The following is a 16,853-nucleotide window of genomic DNA, read 5'->3' as shown; positions in this document are numbered from 1 at the left end:
GTCCGGCCCCCCCCGCCCGACTACCAGTCGCGGTGCGAGGAGGAGGACGAGGATCCCGAGGTGAACTTCTTCACCAGGAAGATCAACCCGCCCACCAGCGCCGCGAAGACCAGCACCTTGAACAGCAGCCCGATGACGAAGCCGATCAGGCTCATGATCAGCCCGCCGAAGACCACGAGTGCGATGACCGGGATCGCGACCCACTTGATCCACCAGGGCAGACCCTTGACCAGCTCTTCCATGACTGTTCCCTCCAGGAATCCTTCGTTGTGCCTGTGCTTCGACTCTAGAGCCGTGGTGGGGTCCGGCGGAGGGCCGGGAGACCCGATCCTTCCCTGATCGGTCCCCTACGGAACCCCGGGTCCGACCCTCAGGCCTCGGGAGCGAGAAGAACACCATGACCCTCAGGCCTCGGGGGGCGAGAAGACGACCATGACCCTCAGGTCCTCCGTCACATGGTGGAAGCGGTGCGGCACCCCGGCCGGCACGTACACGACGCTGCCGCGCGCCACCGTCGTCGTCTCCTCCCCCACGGTGATCGCCGCCCGGCCGCTCACCACCAGGTAGATCTCGTCCTGGCCGTGCGGGGCCTGAGGATCGAGCTCGCCGGCCTGGAGCGCGTACAGCCCCGCCGACATGTTCCGCTCGCGCAGAAAGCTCAGGTAGGCCCCGTTGTTCGCGGCCCGCTCCGCCTCCAGGTCGTCCAACCGGAACACCTTCATCGCAGCTCTCCCTTGTCGCGTCTCTTGCCTGGGCGATCAGTTCTGCCACGATCACACCATGAAGAATTTCGTGGTCAAGACACTCGCCAACGCCGGGGCCCTCGGTGTGGCCATCTGGCTGGTCAAGAACATCACTCTCACCGGCGACGACACCTGGCACAAGGTGCTCACCGTCGTCCTCGTCGCCGTGGTCTTCGGGCTGGTGAACTGGCTGGTCAAGCCAGTGGTGAAGCTGCTGTCCTTCCCCCTGTTCATCCTCACCCTGGGCCTGATCACGCTGGTCGTGAACGCCCTGATGCTGCTGCTCACCTCCTGGCTGGCCGGAAAACTCAACCTCGACTTCCACGTCGAGGGCTTCTGGGCGGCGCTCGTCGGCGGCCTGATCATCAGCATCGTGTCCTGGGCACTGAACATGCTCCTGCCGGACGAGGACTGACCGGCCGGCCGCGGACAGGACGTCGGCTGATCGCGGGGCAGCCGGATCGGGTTGACTGGGGGACCGCACCACCACCGCACGCACGCGGGTGCGCGATTCCCCAGACCCCAGGAGGCGGCGATGGCCGAACACGACGGCGACGACAGCCCGAGCGGCGAGGGCACCCGCAGCGTGCACGCCGGGCGCCCGCCCGCGCAGCCGTACGAGCCGTCGCTGCCCGGCCCGGTCTTCGTCTCGCACTACCACCTGCCTGGCGACGCGACCGGCCCGTACACCTACGGCCGGGACCAGAACCCGACCTGGACCCTGCTGGAACAGGCGATCTCCGAGCTGGAGTGCCCTACGGACCCGGCCGCCGAGACGACCGTCTTCTCGTCGGGGATGGCCGCGGTCTCCGCCGTACTGCTGTCGCAGGTGCGCGCCGGCGACACCGTCGTCCTGCCCTCCGACTGCTACCAGGCGACCCGCGCACTGCAGCAACGGCTGGAGTCGTACGGCGTCACGGTGCGCCTCGCGCCGACCGCGGGAGACGCCCAGCTGAAGGTGCTGGAAGGCGCGCGGCTGCTGTGGCTGGAGACCCCCTCCAACCCCGGCCTGGACATCTGCGACATCCGCCGCCTCGCCGACGCCGCACACGCGGCGGGGGCCCTGGTCGCCGTGGACAACACGCTGGCCACCCCGCTCGGCCAGCGCCCGCTCGACCTGGGCGCCGACTTCTCGCTCGCCAGCGGCACCAAGGCGCTCACCGGCCACGGCGACCTGCTGCTCGGCTACGTCACCACTCGTGACCCGGACCTCGCCGCCCAGACCCGGTTCTGGCGCAAGACCGTCGGCGCGATCCCCGGCCCGATGGAGGCCTGGCTCGCACACCGTTCGCTGGCCACGCTCGCGCTGCGCGTCGACCGGCAGGCCGCCAACGCCCTGGCTCTCGCCAAGGCACTGACCACGCGCCCCGAAGTGACCGGGCTGCGCCACCCGGGCCTGCCCGCCGACCCCGCACACACCCTCGCCGTCGCCCAGATGCGCCGCTTCGGGAGCGTCGTCTCATTCACTCTGCCCGACAAGGCGCACGCCGAGCGCTTCCTCGCCGCGCTCCGGCTCACCGCCGAGGCCACGAGCTTCGGAAGCGTCCAGTGCACCGCGGAACGCCGGGCCCGCTGGGGCGGCGACGCGGTGCCGCCCGGCTTCATCCGCTTCTCGGTGGGCGTGGAGGACGCAGCCGACATCATCACCGATGTCACCCGCGCCCTGGACGCCGCCGAGCAGGGCTCCTACGCAGAGAAGTAGGCGCCCCTACGCAGAATGGGCGGTTCGAGCCTCCCCCCTCGTGGCTCGAACCGCCCTGGCGCAACGCGCGAAGACGCGCTCGAACAAGGCTAGTTGACTCTGCGTCAGTGTCCAATCACAGTTACGGGTACGACCTATCGATATATTTATACTTGACGCTGCGTCAGGTATCGTCATTGAGGAGACCACGGTGGACCTGGCCCTCCTGCGTACCTTCGTCACCGTGCACCGGGCTGGATCGTTCACCCGGGCCGCGCAGCTGCTGGGCCTCTCCCAGCCCGCCGTCACCGGCCAGATACGCACCCTGGAACGGCAGGTCGGCCGTCCGCTCTTCCTGCGGCTGCCGCGCGGCGTCGCCCCCACATCCGTCGGCGACGAACTCGCCCACAAGGTGGCCCCGCACCTCGACGCCCTGCTGGAGATCACCGCGGCCGCTCCGGACGACGACGGGCCCGGCACCCGCAGCCTGCACCTCGCGGGCCCGGCCGAATTCACCGCGCTGCGCGTTCTGCCCGCCCTGGCACCGCTGGTCGCCGACGGGCTGCACCTGCGGGTCTCGCTCAGCAGCGACGACGAGGCACTGGCCGGACTCGCCGCCGGGCACCACGACCTGGCCGTCGTCAGCGTGCAGCCCCGCGACCGGCTGCTCGCGGCGGTGCCGCTGTGGGACGAGGAGTACGCCCTGGTCGCCTCGCCCGTCTGGCTGGAACGGGCGGGCGGCCCGCACGCGGTACACGACCACGGCCCGCAGGTGCTCGACGAGCTGCCCGTCGTCACCTGCGACGAGGAATGCCGGCTGCTGTCCCAGTACTGGTCGGCGGTCTTCGACGCCAAACCCACCCGGGACCCGGCGGTCGTCGTGCCCGACCTGCGCGCGGTCCTGGACTGCGTGCGCGATCATGCGGGCCTGGCCGTCCTGCCCCGCTACCTGTGCGCCGCCGCGCTCGCTTCCGGGGAGATCACGCTGCTCCTGGAACCCCCGGTTCCGCCACTGCGGACCTACTTCCTGGCCACCCGGGTCGGCACGCTCGCGCTGCCCCATCTCGCCCGTGCGCACGAACGGCTGCTGACCGCCGCGCAGGGCTGGTAACCGACGGGCAGAGGGCTGGCAGCCGCCCGGCAGAGGGCCGGCACGGGGTGGGATCGGACGTTGGAACGGCATCGGGGCGGCACGGAGACGTGGCCGGTGGGCGCCGTTGGCGCGGCAACGGGAATCGATTGCTCCGATTCACCGCTCCCGGGGCGTTTGTCGATCCCTGTGTCGCGGCAGATCTCATCCATGCCCCAGGAGAACGAAGCCCCGGCCGAAGCCCTGGCCGCCCACCCTGACAACGAAGCCCGTTCCGACGCCCCGGCAACCCGCCCAGTGGTCAAGCGCACCGCCCGCGCGATCCTGCTCGACGGCGACTGCATGGTCCTCATCAAGCGCACCAAGCCCGGCCTCGCCCCGTACTGGATCACACCGGGCGGTGGCGTGGAGGACGACGACACCTCGGTCGTCGACGCCCTGCACCGTGAGGTGGACGAGGAACTGGGCGCCAAGGTCACCGACGTCGTCCCGGCCTTCGTCGACACCGTCGAGCACATCGCGGAGAACGGCGCGCACGGCGTGAAGGTGCAGTACTTCTTCGTCTGCCGGCTCGCGTCGATGGACCCCGCGCGCCGGCACGGCCCCGAGATGGACGAACCGTGCGGAACGTACGACGTGGTGCGGGTGCCCTTCAGCCGGGTCGGGCTGGCCTCCGTCGAGGTGGTGCCGCTGACGCTGCGGCACTACCTCGACGCGAACATCGAGGGCGTGTTGGGGCTGGTCGCACACGACCTGAGCTGAGGCTCGTGCGCCCGTGGACTTCCGGGGTCGCGCCTCAGCCGGTCAGGCGCGTCGTACCGGTCATGCCGTCATGCCGCCATGCCGGTCATCAGGAGAACCAGCCGAGGAAGCGGCGCCTGCGTCCGGTGCTCCGCTGCTCCGGCGCGTGCGCTACCGGCAGGACGGGCGATACGAGCGGTGAAACCGGCGCGATCACCTTCACCGCTACGGGCACCTTCACCGCTGCGGGCACCGGCGGCGCTGCGGGCACCGGCCCTGCGGACGCCGGCACGCGGTCCTCTGCGGCCCCGAAGTAGTCGCCGCCCTTGCGGCGCACGTCGTCCGTGCCCCACGGCCGCCCGCCGCCGTCCGGGCCGGCAGAACCGACCGCGGCACCCAAGGCGCCGGACCTGCCCGGGCTGCCTGTGCTCCCCGAACTGCCTGCGCTGCCGGCCAGGGGCACTTTGACGAGCCGCGGGATGTGCTTCGAGCAGTGGATGTAGGCCTCCTCGACCTCCACCTCGACCCAGATCTGCGGGCGGCGGCCGGGCACCGGGTCGACCGGTAGGTTCGGGTGGGCGGCACGCATCCGCTCGTCGGGGATCAGCAGCGCACGGCCGTTGACGTGCAGCCCGATCCGGTCCCGGGCGAAGTCGATCAGGAGCATTCCGACATGCGGGTTCTCCCGGATGTTGCCGAGCGAGGCCATGACGCCGTTGCCGCGGTACTCGGGATACGCCAGCGTCTTGTCGTCCAGCACCTGGACGAAGCCGGGCGGTCCGGCCCGGAACGTGCTGTCGCAGTCGCCGCGCCGGTCCGCGGTGGACAGGAAGAACATCTCCTGCCGCGCCACGAACGCCCGCATCCTCGGGTTGAGCCGGTCCCGCACCTGATCGTCGTAGAAGCGGTCCGCGCGCGCGACCGTGCCCAGGTCCTCCTGGATCCGGTGCTCGCCGTCGCTGCCGGGTCGCTTCGCCCGGCTAGTCACCTGCCGCCACGAGTTCCTCCAGTGCGTCGTGCCGTATCCGGTGCGAGGGCATACCGCCGCCGACGAGCGCGTCCATGCTGCTGCGGATCATCCCGGGGGGCCCCGAGAGATAGGCGTCGTACGCCTCCCACGGGCCGAACTGCCGCACGATGTCCGGCAGCGGTCCTGACAGGCTGCCGCTCGGAGTGTCGGCGACCACCGGGCGGACGGAGAGCCAGGAGTGCTCCTGCTGCATGCGGAGCATCGTGTCGAGGTCGTACAGGTCGTGGTCGCGGCGCGCTCCGTAGAAGACCTCGACCGCGCGCTTGCGGCCGTGCTCGGCCACGTCCTCGACGAGCGCCTTGATCGGCGCGATGCCGGTACCGCCGCCGACGCACAGCAGACCGTTGTCAGTGGTGTGGTCGACAATCATGGAACCGGCGGGGGGACCGAGCCGGATGACGTCGCCCGGCCGGGCCCGGTGCACCAGCGCGGTGCTGACCCAGCCCGCCGGTATCGCCTTGACGTGGAAGCAGAGCAGGCCGTCGGAGCGGGGCGCCGAGGCGAAGGAGTAGTGCCGCCAGACCCGCGGCCACCAGGGGGTCTCGAGCGACGTGTACTGACCGGCCAGGAACGGATACGGCTGGTCGGGCCGTACGGTCACCACGGCTATGTCCGGCGTGCGGGCCTCGTGCGAGACGATCTCGGCCTGCCACCATGGCGGCGTGTGCCGCTCGTCGGCGGCGGCCGCGTCGATCATCAGCTGCGAGATCGCCGTGTAGGCGCGTATCCACGCGGCCTCGGTCGGCGCGTCCCAGCTCGCTGCCGCGTACCGCGTGAGCGCCCCGATCAGCGCCTCGCCGACGGCGGGGTAGTGCTCCGCCCGGGTCCCGTACTTACGGTGTCCTCGGCCCAGATTGGCCAGGTACTCGCTGAGGATCCCGGGATCGTCGATGTGCTCCGCGGCGGTGAGCAGGGCCTTGAACAGCCGGTCGCGCTGGGCGTCCATCGCCGCCGGGAAGAGTTCACGCAGTTCCGGATGCCGGACGAACAGCAGGGCGTAGAAGTAGCCGGTGGTCCGGTCGGCGACCGGCTCGATCTCCGCCATGGTCCGCCGGATCAGGAGGGCGTCCGGCGAGGCGGCGGGAGTGGGAGCGGGAGCGGCTGCTGCTGTGACGACGGGCTCGGGTGCGGGCTCAGGTACGGGCTCAGGTGCGGCGGTGGCTGCGGCGGGTGCGGGTGCAGCTGTGGCTGCGGCGGGTGCGGATTCGGGCTGTTCCACCGAATGGTCCGCCCCTTGCTGTGCCCGCTGATTGCGCGCGGCGGCCCCGCCGACCGGCCTTATGGTGGCCGGAGCCCTGCTGGGTATGTCGGATTCACCACCGTCCGCTGCGCGCTGATGCGAGTCGGGTTCCCGTTGGGGCGGAGTGAACCAGCCCCGGTCTGCTTCCGTCTCGGCCGAGTTGGTGGTCAGAGCGTCCATGGTGAGCTTCGCCTCGAACTTCCCCGGTCGATTTCCCGGCGTATGTCACGCGTGCTGGGGTGAGAGCGTGCCACGCCGGAGCAGCGCATCGGACAAATAGCCGGAAGCACAGGAAACGGGGATTCATTCAGGTTAGGATCCGTCGGCTTACGGCGGCCCGAGGCGCTCGAACGCAGTCGACCATACCCGGAACGCGCTCTATGACAACCCCCGTTGACCGATTCGCCGAACCACCATGGCCGAATCCCGTGACCCATCCCACAAAGTCACGGAATTCGGTTTGGACAACGACAACCGGGTAACAGTTGTGGCTCGCATTCGGTCATTAACGGTCGCGTTGTTTCACCAAGGCAAAGGCCTCACGCAAGTCGCGACCCGTGTACGCATGGGTGGCCAGACCGCTCACATGGTGGTCGCCGTTCACCGCCACCGCGGTCGGCACCATCTCGAACAGCGCCGCGTCCGACATCGAGTCCCCGTAGGCCACACAGTCCGCCCGCTCCACCCCGTACAGGGCGCACAGTTCATCGGCGATGCCCACCTTCGAATCCGGCACCAGGATCCCGGCCAGGTCGAGCACCGCCTCCGGCGCGAACGGCACCGCAGGGAAGACCGAGGAACGCGCCTCGTGCACACCCCACTCGCGCAGCCGCCCCACGAAGAAGTCCGGCGACAGAGAGATCACCGCGCAGTGCTCCCCGCGCTCGGTGATCTCCGTCCAGACCTCGCGTATGCCGTCCAGCCACGGCGCACCCTCGAAGGCGGCCTTCAGCCGGTCCTCCGTCAGCCCCGCCCACAGCTCGTACACCCGCTCCGCGAACCCCGGCGGGTCCAGCGTGCCCCGGAGCAGCGCGCTCTCCAGCTCCTGGATCTCCTCGACCAGATCCAGCTCCCGGGCGAGCTCCATGCTCGCCGAAGAGCCGTGCATCAAGGTGCCGTCCATATCGAAAAGATGCAGCCGCGCCACGCGAGCGCCTCCCTCTTGCCTCGTACTCGATCCCGCCGACGCGGAGATACTCCCAGCGTGCGACGTTATCTGCCCTTCGCGCCACTCACTTATGACGGGGCGAGGCCCGGGAATGTTCCACGTGGAACATCGGTGATGTTCCACGTGGAACATCACCGATGGGGGCGGTCGGAACGGACCCGGCGAGGCGTCAGGCTCCCGCGTGGCTGACCGTCACGTCACCGGAACTCGTGTCGGCCTGGATCCGCGCGGTGGCCGACGGGTCGGTCGGTACCGTCACACGACGATCACCGGAGCTCGTGTGCACGTCGGTCGCGTACGGGCCGCCCGGTACCTGGACCGTGACGTCGCCCGATGACGCTCGCGTCGTGACCTTCTGCGGCGGTTTGACGAACGTGAGCCGGATATTGCCGGAGGAGGCCTTCGCGCTGACGTCGGAGCCGCTGAGCCCGATGGCGGTCAGGTCACCCGAACTCGCCTCGGTCGTCAGCGCCCCCGCGATCCCGGACACAGCCATGTCTCCCGAGTGGGTCTTCAGGTCCGCCGAGGCGACCCCCTGCACATTCACGTCGCCGCTGCTCGTACTCACCTTCACGGTCACCCCGGCCGGCACGGTCAGCTCGTAGTCGATCGTGCAGCTGTCGCACCCGTCGGAGAACGTCAGCCGGCCGTTCTCGACCTTCTGGCCGGGGGTCGGCTTTCGGTCACCGTGGTAGTGCACCGTCCTGTGGATGGTGACCCCGTCGCCCGGGCCCGGCCGGATGTGGACGTCGCCGCTGCTGGTACCCACTTCGACGGCGCCCACGGGACCGGTGGCCTTCGCGTCGTCGACGGCCTTGTGCTCCGGGCGGCCGAAGCTCAGCCCGGAGCAGCCCGTGAGCGCGGCTCCCAGGACGAGCGCGGACACGGTCAGTACGGCGGAACGCCTGGCCAGTACGGCGGAACGCTTGGCTGTCATCACAGTCTCCCCGGTCGCCGGAACCCTCGTCCGACGCTCCACAGCCAAGCTACGGTCGGCCGGCCATCCCTTCCCATGCGGTCATCAGGCCTCTTGATACGGGTGCTAGCACTACCGCCATCCCTCCGGATCCACGCCGCCGGGTACCTCTGCGGACTCCTCGTACGGCTCCCGTGCGAATACGAAGGATCCGAGGTCGAGATGGAGCACCGTCCCGTCGCCGTCCCGCACCACGCGGAGCGTCTCGCCCGCGTAGTAGCCGTCAAGACCGGTCCAGGTACCGTCCGGCTCCGCCCTGAACCGTGCCGCGCGGCCCTGCCCGTTCAGCGGCGCCAGCTCCAGGTCGCGCTCCGCCCGCAACCGCAGCACGAAGGGGGTCGTGCCCCAGTACCAGGGGCCGGTGAGCGCCAGCAGTGCCGGATCGGCGGCCGATCGGGGGCGCCACGGCGCGGGGATCCGCGGCTCGTTGTCGGCCACGATCGCCAGCAGATCGGCCGCGATGGCACCCGGCTGCGGCCCCGATGTGGCGTTGGTCAGTACGAGCGCTCCCACGCCGTCCTCGACACCCACCCACAGCGCCGCCAGGAAGCCCGGCATGGACCCGGTATGCCCGGCGAGGACCCGGCCGTCGCGGCGCAGCAGCTGCATGCCCAGCCCGTAGCCGGAATCCCAGTCCGTCCCGGCCGGCGCCGAGGCCGGGGTGCGCATCTCGGCAAGGGAGGCCGCGTCCAGCACCCGTTTACCGCCCTCGGCCAGGAACACCGCCCACCGGCACAGATCGTCCGCCGTGGACCACAGCTGTCCGGCCGGCGCCATCCGTCCGGTGTCGTGCAGCGGCTCCGGCTGCATCACATCGGCCCATGGATGCACCGCCCAGCCGCCCGCGTGCGGCGACTGCGGCAGCAGCGTCGTCCGTGCCATTCCCAGCGGCTCCAGCACCTCCGCCCGCAGCGCCTCGCCCCACGGCCGCCCCCGCAGCCGCTCCACGAGCGCGCCCAGCAGGGCGAAACCGGGGTTGGAGTAGTGGTGGACACGGCCTGCCGGGTGCTTCACCGGCTCCGCGCCCAGCAGGTCGGCCAGTTGCGGCCGCAGGTCGCCGGGGGTGCGCTCCCACCACGGCCCGGGGGTCTCGGCGGCCAGTCCCGAGGTGTGCGCGAGGAGTTGGGCGATCGTCGGATGGCCGAGGTCGGTGCCCGGCAGGTGCTGGCCGAGGGAATCCGCCAGGTCCAGCCGCCCCTCGTCCCGCAGTCGCATGACCAGCACCGCTACGAAGGTCTTGGTCAGCGATCCGATCCGGAACTGGGTGTCCCCGTCCGGTGCGTGCCCCTCCATCATGCTCCGGCCGCCCGTCCACACCGTGGCCCCGTCCCGCACCACCGCCCCCACCATCGCCGGCGTACGGCCCTCGGCCTGCCCCCTGGCGATCCGGTGCAGCAGGGCACGTCGGGTGGCGGGCAGCAGCTCTTCGGGCGCCGCGGCGGGGGGCAGCTCTTCAGGTGTCCGGTACATGCCGGTCAGCCTCGCAGATGAGGTGCGGGTCCCTCCAAGGGTTTCCCGGTGGCGGTCGGCCTTGACTCTGACACTGTGTGAGGGCCTGCACTGGGAGACATCATGTTCACCATCGGAGACTTCGCCAAACACGGCCGGGTATCGGTCCGCATGCTGCACCACTACGACGCGATCGGGCTGCTGCGGCCCGCCCGCACCGACCCCGCCAGCAACTACCGCTTCTACGAAGCCGGCCAGCTGTCCCGGCTCAACCGCATCATCGCTCTGAAGGACCTCGGCTTCAGCCTTCAGCAGGTGCGGTCGATCCTGGACGAGCAGGTGAGCGCCGAGCAGCTGCGCGGCATGCTGCGGCTGCGGCGCGCAGAGCTGGCGGAGACGATGGCGGCCGCCGCCACGCGGCTGACCCGGGTCGAGGCGAGGCTCCGGACAATCGAAAGTGAGGGACGCATGACAACCGACGACGTTGTGGTCAAGCGCATTCCAGCGGTCCGGGTGGCCGAACTGACCGGCGCCGCGGCCGGTTTCGACCCCGAGCACATCGGGCCGGTCATCGGCCCGCTCTACGACGAGCTGTGCCGCCGGCTGGAGGCCGCGGGCGTGGCCGTGACGGGACCGGGGGTCGCCTACTACGAGGACACCCCGGAAGGCGACGGCGCGATCACCGTTCACGCGGGAATGACCGTCACGGCGGAACCCCGGGACGGCCACGACTTCGCGATGGTGGACCTGCCCGCGATCGAGAGTGCGGCCACGATCGTGCATCACGGTTCGATGGACAACATCCTGTCCACCGTCCAGACCCTGGCCCGCTGGACCGACACCGCGGGATTCCGCGCCACCGGCTACGCCCGCGAGCTCTACCTCGAATGCCCCGAGGACCGCGACAAGTGGGTCACCGAGCTCCAGGAGCCCATCTGTAGGTTCTCTCGATTCGTGTCATGACGGAGCTCGCTGACCTGGTGCTCTGCGACCTGTCTCACCGTGTGGCAGGGACGGTCCGTCTCACGAGGGTGGCCATTTCCTCAGAGCAGACGGCAGACTCCGGCGGTGACCTCGAACTCCCCGCGCCCTGCTCGACACGAACCAACTCCCGCCGACCCTGATCTCTATCCGGACCTTGCAGCTGTCGGCAGCCTGGCCGCGGCCCTGGCACTGGCTGCTGCCGAGCAGGGGCTCGATCTGGAAACGGTGCTGAGCAACGATTCGGACCCGCTGCGGACAGCCGGCGTCACCAGCACAGCTCCTGGCCGGGAGCCCTGCTGGATCTTCATCGGGTCGGAGAGCCGTTGGTTCAACATCAATGGCCTGCGTCAAGGTGTTCAACTGCTCTCGGGCTCGACCTCCGATCTGGAAGAGCTGTCCCGGGCCGCAGCCGGTTGGCGAAACGGGGCCGGGCTCCGCGAGATCCAGAAGGCTGCCCCCTTCATCGTGGTGAGCGAGTTGGCCGAAGCGCATGAACGCGGTCCAGCCGAAGCGGTCGCCGTGCAGTGGCGGCTCCTCTTGAAGGATTTGCGCCAGGAGGCGTATCAGCTCGCCCTCGCCCGCCAGACACTGGCGCTCGCCGAGATGGCGTCAGCCGAACCGAAGCTGCGGCAGTTGTATCCGTTCACCAGCCATTGGTCGCTTCACTTCACGACCTGCACCGGGTTCCCGTACTCATGGGACGTGCCGTTCATCGACCCGCTGAGCGACGGACGATACCGAGTCTGCGGGCCTTCCCGCGGGACAGTCGTCGGTGAAGCTGACACGGCAGAGGAGGCCATCTCCATGGTGGTGGAGGGACTTCCGGCGAACTGCGGGCCAGCAATGGCTGGCTCCAGCAGTCAGCGTCGGGGCTGACTCCCTCCCTGCTCCTCGGCGTGATCGGTTGCGCGGAGGGCTGTGTGGGGGCTTCTTCCTCCACGAGAGCGGAGGGGGATGTTGTGGGTGTGGGCCCATCGGGCCATGTTCGTGGGGCTCATGTCCTTCTCTCGGGCGAGGTCGGCCAGCGTCCGGCGATGGACGACGTACTGCTCCATCAGCCAGTCCTTCTCGACCACTCCGCGACGTCTGTAGTCCCGGTTCCCGCTGCGCAGAGAGACGCCGTATTCCCGCGCGAGCGCGGTCAGCACGTTTCGGGAGAAGCCGGTGAGTTCGGCGATCTTGTCAAGAGAGTGGTGCTCGTCGAAGTAGAGGCGGGAGAAGGTGTCGGGCGGCACTTCCTTGCGTGCGCGCATGCGGATTCGGGGCGTGGTTCTCACTGTGCTCTTCGGCGGAGGTTCGGGTGCTGGGCGTTCGTCCAGAATGTGCCGGACCGCCTCGATGCTCGTGCCGAGGACATCGGCTGCGTACTGCACCGGGTTCTTGTGCTGGCGAACGAGTCGGTGCAGACGGGAGATGTCGATGTGTGCGGGGTCGGGACCGGGAAGTTTGAGTCCGCTCAGCAAAGTTGCGGGAGGCTGCCAGGTCACGGGCTCGTCGCGGATCCCGTGCTGGGCGAGAAAGATTCTGGCTTCGTAGGCCAGCGCTTCGGCCAGCTTGGGAGTTTGAAGGGCGGCGAAGCGGGCGGCTTGGGCTCGGAACTCTGCTTCGTTGAGTCTTTGGTGGTCGGGGGCAGTTTCGATGGGAAGACCGCTGATTCGCTGGAACAGGTGGCTGCGGGCGATACGTTCACGGCGGCCGGTTCCAGGGCTTGTGTCTGTGCGGCGGCAGATCTCCTGCCAGCGTTCGGTCGGTAGCAGATTCGTGTAGTCCAGACCACGGCGTCGCTGGTAGTCGACGGGAACGTGAACAGCATCGAGATGGTCGGCCAGCCGGACGAGCGCTCTGACGGTGTCCGGCCAATGCGGCTGGTCGTCGAGCATTTGCAGGATGCGGGAGATGTCGATTCTGTCGGTGACTCCTCCGAGGCAGGCGGCGGCTTCCTCGAGGGTGGTCCGGCTGTCGACGGTCAGGAGCATGGCCGCCAGGACCGGGGCGAGTGTGCGGGGATAGACGCCATCGGATGGGACGAGCCGTGTTGTCCATGACTTCCAGAATGTGCTCGGGATCTTCCGGGCCCGTTGCGCGATGTCCTGGCTGGTCTTTCCCGGGCGTCTGGGTAGGTCGGTGGGTATGCAATATCGGATGTGTTCGCTGGGACGCAAGGACGGTGCCAGCGCCGCCAGTTGAACCCCCTTCAGCACGGGGCTCAGGCCCCGTCCCCAGCTATCGATGCTGGTGGAGGTGATCTGCCAGAGTTCGTCCCGCATCGCCTCCAGCAAGCCTCGCATCGCGGCCCCTGCCTGGTGGATGTCGGGCTGATCAAGAACGTGCAGGGCGATGATCGCCCCGACGGCAGTACTCGCCGCTCGTGGTGGCGCCATAAAACCGGGCCGCTCAGTCGCCCGCAGGGCGAGCTGGGAGCCCGGGTCGGGGCTGAAATGCTCCTCGGCGATGTCCGCCGGAACCAGGCTTCTGGCGACGTGCTCTGGAAGGTCGGCAAGGACCCGCCCACCGATAGCCCGGACATCTGCCAGTGCCGTCTGGGACTGCTGGGGGCTGATTGCGTAGGTGCCGAAGGCTGCGGTTCCGGACTCAATGACATCCCTCAGCCTCTCCTGTGCCGCGAGCGCGGGATGTGCTGTAGGCAGCCAGAGCGTACGAGTCCGTGAGAAATCGAAACCACAGCCCCCAGGACCTCGACCATCCTGGTGGGCGGACGGATTGCCGCAGACTCCCGGGTGAGGGACGACCCTGCCCGAGCGGGGGCGCTGACGGGGGATACGTCCGCACTGCGGACAACAGTCCGCCAGCAGGCGGCCGTGATGGGGACAGGCGAACGCCCAACCCAGTCGCCAGAACAGCTGCCATCGGCCGTCGGTTTCCCTCAGACAGTCCGGACAGAACCGGGAACCTCGACTGCGGCCCCAGAGAACGTGCCGGTTCACGTACCGACGCTGGAAGTCGATGCGCGCGGCCCTGGAGTCGTAGTGGGCGAGAGTAAGGGCCGTGACGGTCTGCTCGTCCAGCCCACTTGCGTGCGCGACGGCCGCGGTCTGCTGCCCGTTGAGCAGGACCGTCCAGTCCGGGGGAATGTCCCGAAGGTGGTTCCCGGACCGCTCCCTGACAGGGAAGCCCAAATGCCGCAGCACTTCACCGAGCGAGGTGTCCAGCCGTCGTGCCAGCGCCTCCAACCAGGAATCCAGGGCTTCGCCGGGCAGTGGGGGCAGCCGGATCGGCAGGGTGCGGACCGGCGGTCTCATGCAGTCTGTCGGCTCCGGGATCGCGGACGGCTGGTCAGCCGCTTCTTCTCCAGCGCGGCCTGAAGCTCGAGGCGGGCTTCCTCGGATGCCTCGTCGTTCTTCACTCGGTCCATCAACTCCTGGTCGAGACGTTCGGCGCCGGTGCGGACCGCCCGCTGGCAGCCGCGGTTGATCAGTGTCATCAGCGAGCCGATGTGTCCGGTGCTGCGGGCGAAGAGGTAGTCCGACAGGTCGTCCGCGAGCATGCCGGGGTGCTTGTCGGTGAGCACGAGGCGCTGTTCGAGGGCCAGCAGCATCTGCCGCCATTTCCGGCGCCCGGCCTCCGCTTCGATGGTGAACGGACGCAGTCCCAGGCGGGTGGTGCGACGGCCCGTCTGGGCCAGAGCGGTGTCGCGCCCGTTGGTTCCCTCGCCGAACAGGCCCTTCTCGGCGAGTTCGACCCCCACCATCAGCAGTGTCACCGGGAACTCGTTGGCGATCCACTTCAGGTGGTTGCTCACCTCGATGCCGCTGTTCTGTCCCCATCTCAGGAAGTGCAGATCGTCCAGAACCACCAGTCGGACATCACAGGACAACACGCAGTCCAGCACGCGTCGTCCGAACTGGGCGGTGGTGCCACGTGCCTGTCCGGGGTGGCCGAAGAACTCCAGCATGGCCCGGTTGAGGTCCTTCATCCCGGTGTTCCCGGTCAGTCCGACCCGGCAGACGGGGATCCGCTCGTGTCCCTGGCTCGTGAACGGGCCCGACTCCTCGATCTCCCGCTGGTGGAAGTCGCGGGCGAAGGCAAGTACCGAGGTTGTCTTGCCCAGTCCCGGGAACGCGTCGACGGCCACCGCCCCCTTGGCCTTGTCGCCGTCGTGCTCGTTGCTGTCGACGATGTCCCACAAGTCCTCGTGGAGCTCGGCCAGTTGTGGTGTCTTGATGGGGCCGATGTTCGCGTGCCACTTCCGGCGCTGCCGGTCGTAGTCCGCCCGCGCCTGCGCGGCCAAGGACTTCAGCTGCTTGCGGGTCAGCAGGTCGGGCCGGCTGCGGCGGGGGCTCTCAGCGAACGCCTTGAAGTCCTCCTTCCGCGACAGGGCGAGATTGTCCGGCTCCGGAACACCGTTGTCGTTCACACGTCCTCCAGAGCATCGGCGTAGAAGTCGTTCTCCTCGGCGAGGTCCTCCAGATCGGCCTCGTCGCCATCCCCCACCTCCGTCACCACGTCGGGCTCCCGCGGTTCTGTGGTCTCCTCGTCCTGGCCAAGGGCCTTGCGTACGGACAGAAGCGAGACGACCGTCTCCGCCTCGTTCTCCGGAAGTTCGATGGCTGCCTGCTCGCGCGAGAGCCGCAGGGCCATGCGCCGCTCGGCGATCGTGGTGCCCAGCCCGAGGTTCCACCGCTGAAGCAAGTCGGCGACGGCGAGCCGGTCGTCGGGGAAGCGATACTTCGAGGCGGCTAACTGCCGGGCGAATGTCAACGCGTCCTCGCTCAGCGGCATCTCGGCCGACGGCGCGTGCTCCCAGGTCAGGGTGTGCCAGACACGGGTTGTGGGGTTGCGGAAATAGATCTTGGTGATGTCGTCGGGGTCCACTTGGAACGGCCAGCCGTTCTTGACCGGACTGTCGTAGGGGCTGCGGATGCCCGGCTCGGGCAGGCCGGGGCCGTTGTAGCGGCGGCGTCCGATCTCGACCCCGTAGTGCTGGACCGTGCGCCACTTCGTGGCGAGGAACTCAAAGGCCAGGTCCCTGTCCCGCGGGACTTCAATCCAGCCGGCCCGGGCCATCCCGTGCTCGAACATCTGCGCTGGGGACATCCGCAGCCCCGGCACCCCCGGATCGACCAGACTCGCGTGCGGCCTGCAGTGATAGACCACCGCCGTCCACTCTTGGATCATCGCCTCCAACTCGTCCAGGAAGAAGAACGCATCGTCTTCCGGAGCCTCGCCCCGAGAGTGGATATCCGGCCCCTTGTAACCGGGAAGCGCCTCAAGCAGCCCTTCCCTCAAGGTCCGGAAATACCGCTCCACCGGTCCCTTGTCCCGGCCCGTCCGCAGCCTCGCAGGCTGGATCGATATCCCCATCCGGCGGCAGACGCTCGTCAGATGCTCCGATACGTAGACCTTGCCGTGATCGACCACCAGTGTCTCGGGCACCAGCGGTGGCGAGGCCAGCCCGGGACCGACGGCGCCCTCGACGTCGACGAGGACCGTGCGCGGGATGCCGTGCTCGGCCCAGACCGCACCGCGCGGCCAGTCCCGCCCCGCCGGCCGCGGCCTGAACGACTGGAACAGCACCGCGCTGACGTCTACCGCCTTCGTCGACACCGGCGTCAGCCGGATCCCGGTGATGCAGCGGGTGTACCAGTCCATCGCAACTGTCAGCTTGTTGGGTGCCGTTCAAAATCGTGATGGGTTTGCCACTCGCGATGATGATGTTCGGGGATGCAAAGAGCCCGCTGGTGGGGTTCCAGCGGGCTCTTTGATCTTCATGGTGTCACTGGGATGTTGATG

At 69.0% G+C, this 16,853-nt stretch carries 15 protein-coding genes and 1 pseudogene; 6 read left to right on the top strand and 10 right to left on the bottom strand.

What is annotated here, in order from left to right:
• Positions 1–20 precede the first annotated feature (20 nt).
• Positions 21–242, bottom strand: coding sequence for a DUF5326 family protein (locus tag QMK24_RS11000; protein WP_283465292.1), 222 nt, complete (start codon positions 240–242; stop codon positions 21–23).
• A gap of 162 nt (positions 243–404) precedes the next feature.
• Positions 405–722, bottom strand: coding sequence for a cupin domain-containing protein (locus QMK24_RS10995; RefSeq protein ID WP_283465291.1), 318 nt, complete (start codon positions 720–722; stop codon positions 405–407).
• Positions 723–780: 58 nt separating this feature from the next.
• Between QMK24_RS10995 and QMK24_RS10990 the strand changes: the two genes are divergently transcribed.
• The 4 genes from QMK24_RS10990 (at position 781) to QMK24_RS10975 (ending at position 4,276) form a co-directional block, all read left to right on the top strand.
• The gene (locus QMK24_RS10990; protein WP_283465290.1) at positions 781–1,158 is read left to right on the top strand and encodes a phage holin family protein; all 378 of its coding nucleotides are present in this window, start codon (positions 781–783) and stop codon (positions 1,156–1,158) included.
• A 120-nt stretch (positions 1,159–1,278) separates the two neighbouring features.
• The gene (locus QMK24_RS10985; RefSeq protein ID WP_283465289.1) at positions 1,279–2,445 is read left to right on the top strand and encodes a cystathionine gamma-lyase; all 1,167 of its coding nucleotides are present in this window, start codon (positions 1,279–1,281) and stop codon (positions 2,443–2,445) included.
• 190 nt (positions 2,446–2,635) lie between these two features.
• Positions 2,636–3,535, top strand: a complete 900-nt coding sequence (locus tag QMK24_RS10980) for a LysR family transcriptional regulator (protein WP_283465288.1) — start codon at positions 2,636–2,638, stop codon at positions 3,533–3,535.
• A 276-nt stretch (positions 3,536–3,811) separates the two neighbouring features.
• Positions 3,812–4,276 carry an NUDIX domain-containing protein gene (locus QMK24_RS10975; protein ID WP_283465414.1) on the top strand — a complete coding sequence of 155 codons (465 nt, stop codon included), beginning with the start codon at positions 3,812–3,814 and terminating at the stop codon, positions 4,274–4,276.
• Positions 4,277–4,364: 88 nt separating this feature from the next.
• On the opposite strand, the gene QMK24_RS10970 is transcribed toward QMK24_RS10975, so the two are convergent.
• From QMK24_RS10970 to QMK24_RS10950, 5 genes are all read right to left on the bottom strand, one after another.
• On the bottom strand, positions 4,365–5,198 hold the full coding sequence (locus tag QMK24_RS10970; RefSeq protein WP_283465412.1) for a pyridoxamine 5'-phosphate oxidase family protein: 834 nt from the start codon (positions 5,196–5,198) through the stop codon (positions 4,365–4,367).
• Positions 5,199–5,235: 37 nt separating this feature from the next.
• The gene (locus QMK24_RS10965) at positions 5,236–6,705 is read right to left on the bottom strand and encodes a globin domain-containing protein (RefSeq protein ID WP_283465287.1); all 1,470 of its coding nucleotides are present in this window, start codon (positions 6,703–6,705) and stop codon (positions 5,236–5,238) included.
• A 325-nt stretch (positions 6,706–7,030) separates the two neighbouring features.
• Positions 7,031–7,672, bottom strand: coding sequence for an HAD family hydrolase (locus QMK24_RS10960; protein ID WP_283465286.1), 642 nt, complete (start codon positions 7,670–7,672; stop codon positions 7,031–7,033).
• Between the two features lie 190 nt (positions 7,673–7,862).
• Positions 7,863–8,630: a DUF4097 family beta strand repeat-containing protein gene (locus QMK24_RS10955; protein WP_283465285.1), complete on the bottom strand. Its 768-nt coding sequence runs from the start codon at positions 8,628–8,630 to the stop codon at positions 7,863–7,865.
• A 111-nt stretch (positions 8,631–8,741) separates the two neighbouring features.
• The gene (locus tag QMK24_RS10950; protein ID WP_283465284.1) at positions 8,742–10,139 is read right to left on the bottom strand and encodes a serine hydrolase domain-containing protein; all 1,398 of its coding nucleotides are present in this window, start codon (positions 10,137–10,139) and stop codon (positions 8,742–8,744) included.
• Positions 10,140–10,241: 102 nt separating this feature from the next.
• Here QMK24_RS10950 and QMK24_RS10945 point away from each other — a divergent pair, with 102 nt between their 5' ends.
• Positions 10,242–11,081, top strand: coding sequence for a MerR family transcriptional regulator (locus QMK24_RS10945; protein WP_283465283.1), 840 nt, complete (start codon positions 10,242–10,244; stop codon positions 11,079–11,081).
• Positions 11,082–11,186: 105 nt separating this feature from the next.
• Entirely contained in the window at positions 11,187–11,978 is a 792-nt protein-coding gene (locus QMK24_RS10940; RefSeq protein ID WP_283465282.1) for a DUF6193 family natural product biosynthesis protein, read from the top strand.
• On the opposite strand, the gene QMK24_RS10935 is transcribed toward QMK24_RS10940, so the two are convergent.
• The 3 genes and pseudogenes from QMK24_RS10935 to QMK24_RS10925 form a co-directional block, all read right to left on the bottom strand.
• Positions 11,963–14,362, bottom strand: coding sequence for a TniQ family protein (locus tag QMK24_RS10935; protein WP_283465281.1), 2,400 nt, complete (start codon positions 14,360–14,362; stop codon positions 11,963–11,965). The two genes, QMK24_RS10940 and QMK24_RS10935, sit on opposite strands and share 16 nt — an antisense overlap.
• Positions 14,359–15,477, bottom strand: coding sequence for an AAA family ATPase (locus QMK24_RS10930; protein WP_283465280.1), 1,119 nt, complete (start codon positions 15,475–15,477; stop codon positions 14,359–14,361). Before QMK24_RS10930 ends, QMK24_RS10935 begins: the two co-directional genes overlap by 4 nt.
• Positions 15,474–16,727: pseudogene (locus tag QMK24_RS10925) on the bottom strand (TnsB C-terminal domain-containing protein); the annotation flags it as partial. The pseudogene QMK24_RS10925 and the gene QMK24_RS10930, both read right to left, overlap by 4 nt.
• Positions 16,728–16,853 lie beyond the last annotated feature (126 nt).

Source organism: Streptomyces sp. PH10-H1, assembly GCF_030063355.1.
Taxonomy (GTDB): Bacteria; Actinomycetota; Actinomycetes; order Streptomycetales; family Streptomycetaceae; genus Actinacidiphila.
The sequence above is the reverse complement of the archived record's forward strand: the minus strand, read 5'-3'. Positions and strand labels throughout refer to the sequence as shown.

Excerpts from the sequence above, each read along its gene's own strand:
- QMK24_RS10985 (WP_283465289.1), top strand. The coding sequence starts at position 1,279 with ATGGCCGAACACGACGGCGACGACAGCCCGAGCGGCGAGGGCACCCGC.
- QMK24_RS10995 (WP_283465291.1), bottom strand. The coding sequence starts at position 722 with ATGAAGGTGTTCCGGTTGGACGACCTGGAGGCGGAGCGGGCCGCGAAC.
- QMK24_RS10990 (WP_283465290.1), top strand. The coding sequence starts at position 781 with ATGAAGAATTTCGTGGTCAAGACACTCGCCAACGCCGGGGCCCTCGGT.
- QMK24_RS10965 (WP_283465287.1), bottom strand. The coding sequence starts at position 6,705 with ATGGACGCTCTGACCACCAACTCGGCCGAGACGGAAGCAGACCGGGGC.
- QMK24_RS10935 (WP_283465281.1), bottom strand. The coding sequence starts at position 14,362 with ATGAGACCGCCGGTCCGCACCCTGCCGATCCGGCTGCCCCCACTGCCC.
- QMK24_RS10955 (WP_283465285.1), bottom strand. The coding sequence starts at position 8,630 with ATGACAGCCAAGCGTTCCGCCGTACTGGCCAGGCGTTCCGCCGTACTG.
- QMK24_RS10945 (WP_283465283.1), top strand. The coding sequence starts at position 10,242 with ATGTTCACCATCGGAGACTTCGCCAAACACGGCCGGGTATCGGTCCGC.
- QMK24_RS10950 (WP_283465284.1), bottom strand. The coding sequence starts at position 10,139 with ATGTACCGGACACCTGAAGAGCTGCCCCCCGCCGCGGCGCCCGAAGAG.
- QMK24_RS11000 (WP_283465292.1), bottom strand. The coding sequence starts at position 242 with ATGGAAGAGCTGGTCAAGGGTCTGCCCTGGTGGATCAAGTGGGTCGCG.